This is a genomic window from Streptomyces sp. NPDC060205, from assembly GCF_042728395.1.
Taxonomy (GTDB): domain Bacteria; phylum Actinomycetota; class Actinomycetes; order Streptomycetales; family Streptomycetaceae; genus Streptomyces.
In genome coordinates this window covers 1-3,387 of the sequence record NZ_JBHWZP010000559.1, presented here as the reverse complement: position 1 = coordinate 3,387, position 3,387 = coordinate 1, and the positions used below count along the sequence as shown (strand labels likewise).

Genomic DNA, 3,387 nt, shown 5'->3' with positions numbered 1-3,387 from the left:
GCTCCGCCACCGGCTCCGCCACCGGCTCCGCCACCGGCTCCGCCACCGGCTCCGCCACCGGCTCCGCCACCGGCTCCGCCACCGGCTCCGCCACCGGCTCCGCCACCAGCCCCGCGCCCGGTCCCGGGCCCGGCTCCGCGCCGGGGGTCGCGCCCGGCCCCGCGCCCGGCTCCGTGCCGGACGGTGGGCCCGGCGGTGCGCCCGGCCCTGCGCCGGGGGCCGCGCCAGGGACCTCGGAGGATCTCGCGCCGGGGTCCGTGGAAGGGCTCCCGCCAGGTGTCGTGCCGGGCAGCGGGCCGGGGCTTGCCGTGGTTTCCGGGGTGGGGGGCGTGGCGGGTGCCGGCGGTGGGGGGCGGGAAGCGGTGTCCGCCGTGGAGCGGCAGAGTGCTCTCGTCATAGAAGTGTCCGATCACCATCCCGAACGGGTCGTGCGGGACGACGGCGGCGGGCGGTCGCACGACGCCGTCGAGTACGGGCGCGGGCTGCGGCTCGTGTCCGCGCTCTCCGACGCCTGGGGCATCACGTATCGCACCGGGACGAAAACCGTGTGGGCGCGGCTGCCCTCGGAGACCATTCCGACCGCCGAGGCCGCGGAGGCCTACGAGGGCGAGCACGCGCTGCGGCGCGGGCAGCGGGCCGCCGAGATCCTCGCCCCCGCACCCCGGCGCGGCGTCCAGGACCAGGACTGGCTCAACCGCGGCGCCCTCTCCTTCCTCGCCGAGGCCTCCGACCTGCTCGGCGGGCAGCTCGACGAGGACCTGGTCGCCGCCCTCACCGGACAACTGGTCGTGCCGAGGCTCGCCGACTGGTGCGCGGTGTGGCTGGAGGACGAGGCGCCGGGCCGCGCCGACGGAGGCCTCGTCGGCGGACCGCGTCTCGCCCGCGTCTGGCACGGCAGCGAGAACCGCATGGAGGAGCTGCGCCGGCTCCTGGAGAAGGACCCGCCCGAACTGCCCGACTCCGCGCGCTCCGGGCCCGTACCGATGCCCTGGCCCGCCGAGGCCCTGGGCGCGAAGGCGGAGGACGGATCGGCCCTCGCGTTCCGGCTGATCGCGGGCGGCAGACCGCTCGGCACCCTCGTCATCGGGCGGGCCGGACAGGACCACTTCCCCGACGAGATCACCGGACTCGTCGAGGACCTCAGCCGCCGCGTCGCGCTGGCCATCGGAGCGGCCCGCCAGTACGCCCGCCAGGCCACCATCAGCCGCGTACTGCAGCGCGGCCTGCTGCCCGGGGCGGTCGCCGAGATCCCCGGGGTGCGCAGCGCGCTCGTCTACGAGCCCTGCGACAAGGGCGGACCGAGCGGCGACTTCTACGACCTCTTCCCCGCCGGCGACGGACGCTGGTGCTTCGCCCTCGGCGACGTCCAGGGCAAAGGGCCCGAGGCGGCCGTCGTCATCGGCCTCGCCCGGCCCTGGCTGCGCCTGCTGGCCCGCGAGGGGTACGCGGTGCCGGACGTCCTGGACCGGCTCAACCAGCTCCTCCTCGACGACGCCACCGAGACCGCGGACGCGGCGGCCCGCGCCCTGGTGGCGGACGGCGGCCGGGGGCTCGCCGACGAGGGCCCGCAGAACCGGTTTCTCTCCCTCCTCTACGGCGAGCTGGTCCCCGTCGAGGGCGGGGTGCGCTGCACGCTGGCCTCCGCCGGACACCCGCTGCCGCTGCTCCTCCAGCCCTCCGGGGAGGTCCGCGAGGTCGCCCAGCCGCAGACCCTCCTAGGGGTCTTCGAGGACGCCGGCTACGGCTGCGGGACCTTCGAGCTGCGGCCGGGCGACAGCATCCTGTGCGTCACGGACGGCGTCACGGAGCGCCGCAACGGACACCGGCAGTTCGACGACGAGGACGGACTGGTCGCCGCACTCACCGGCTGCGCGGGGCTGAACGCCGATCTGATCGCCGAGCGCATCCGGCGGCTGGTGCACGAGTTCGGCGGCAAGCCGCCCGAGGACGACCTGGCGCTGCTGGTGCTGCAGGCCGAGTAGGCGGACCCGGCGCCAGGCGGGGGCGCGCATGCGTGCGTACGGGCACGTCCGCGCGTGCGGGACAATGGAGGACATGCCTTCCGCACTTCCCGACGGCGAGCCCGTCCCCGACGACGGGGCGCTGCCCGCGCACGCCCTGGCCGACGCGGCCGACCGCCCGCTCGGGTTCTACCTGCACGTCCCGTACTGCGCGACGCGCTGCGGCTACTGCGACTTCAACACGTACACGGCCACGGAGCTGCGCGGCTCGGGGGGCGTGCTGGCCTCCCGCGACAACTACGCCGAGACCCTGATCGACGAGGTCCGCCTCGCCCGCAAGGTCCTCGGTGACGACCCGCGGCCCGTCCGCACGGTCTTCGTCGGCGGCGGTACGCCCACCCTGCTGGCCGCCGACGATCTCGTACGGATGCTGGGAGCCGTCCGGGACGAGTTCGGGCTCGCGGACGACGCGGAAATCACCACGGAGGCGAATCCGGAGTCGGTCGACCCGGCGTACCTGGCCACGCTCCGGGCCGGCGGGTTCAACCGGATCTCCTTCGGCATGCAGAGCGCCCGCAAGCACGTGCTGCAGATCCTCGACCGCACCCACACCCCCGGCCGGCCCGAGGCCTGCGTCGCCGAGGCCCGCGCGGCCGGCTTCGACCATGTGAACCTCGACCTCATCTACGGCACCCCCGGCGAGGGCGACGACGACTGGCGGGCCTCCCTCGACGCGGCGATCGGTGCCGGGCCCGACCACGTGTCGGCGTACGCGCTGATCGTCGAGGAGGGGACGCAGCTCGCCCGGCGCATCCGGCGCGGCGAGGTGCCGATGACCGACGACGACGTCCACGCGGACCGCTACCTGATGGCCGAGGATCGTCTGTCGCAGGCGGGGTTCTCCTGGTACGAGGTCTCCAACTGGGCCACCTCGGAGGCCGGGCGGTGCCTCCACAACGAGCTGTACTGGCGCGGGGCCGACTGGTGGGGGGCCGGGCCCGGGGCGCACAGCCATGTGGGCGGGGTGCGGTGGTGGAACGTCAAGCATCCTGGCGCGTATGCGGGGGCGCTCGCGGGTGGGCGGTCGCCCGGGGCCGGGCGGGAGCTGCTCTCGGAGGAGGACCGGCGGGTCGAGCGGATTCTGCTGGAGCTGCGGTTGTCGGACGGGTGTCCGTTGTCGCTGCTGCGGGCTGATGGGCTGGCGGCGGCTTCGCGTGCGCTGGCTGGGGGGTTGTTGGAGGCGGGGCCGTTCGGGGAGGGGCGGGCCGTACTCACCCTCCGGGGGCGGTTGCTGGCGGACGGGGTGGTGCGGGACCTGGTGGACTAGGGGCGTTTTCTCGCCCCCGCCGCCCCTACCCTTCCCGTCACTGACTCGGGGGCGCTGCCCCCGAACCCCCGGTCCTCAAACGCCGGACGGGCTGGAGAT

At 75.3% G+C, this 3,387-nt stretch carries 2 protein-coding genes; both read left to right on the top strand.

Going from position 1 to position 3,387, the window contains the following annotated elements:
* The first annotated feature begins 173 nt into the window (after positions 1 to 173).
* A complete protein-coding gene (locus tag ACFWGJ_RS42860; RefSeq protein ID WP_387334384.1) occupies positions 174 to 1,982 on the top strand; it encodes a SpoIIE family protein phosphatase in 1,809 nt (602 codons plus the stop codon).
* A 73-nt stretch (positions 1,983 to 2,055) separates the two neighbouring features.
* Positions 2,056 to 3,288 carry a radical SAM family heme chaperone HemW gene (gene hemW / locus ACFWGJ_RS42855; RefSeq protein WP_387334383.1) on the top strand — a complete coding sequence of 411 codons (1,233 nt, stop codon included), beginning with the start codon at positions 2,056 to 2,058 and terminating at the stop codon, positions 3,286 to 3,288.
* The last annotated feature ends 99 nt before the right edge of the window (positions 3,289 to 3,387 follow it).

What these genes read in the sequence shown, in the direction of transcription:
- hemW (WP_387334383.1), top strand. Translation starts at nt 2,056, where the DNA reads ATGCCTTCCGCACTTCCCGACGGCGAGCCCGTCCCCGACGACGGGGCG.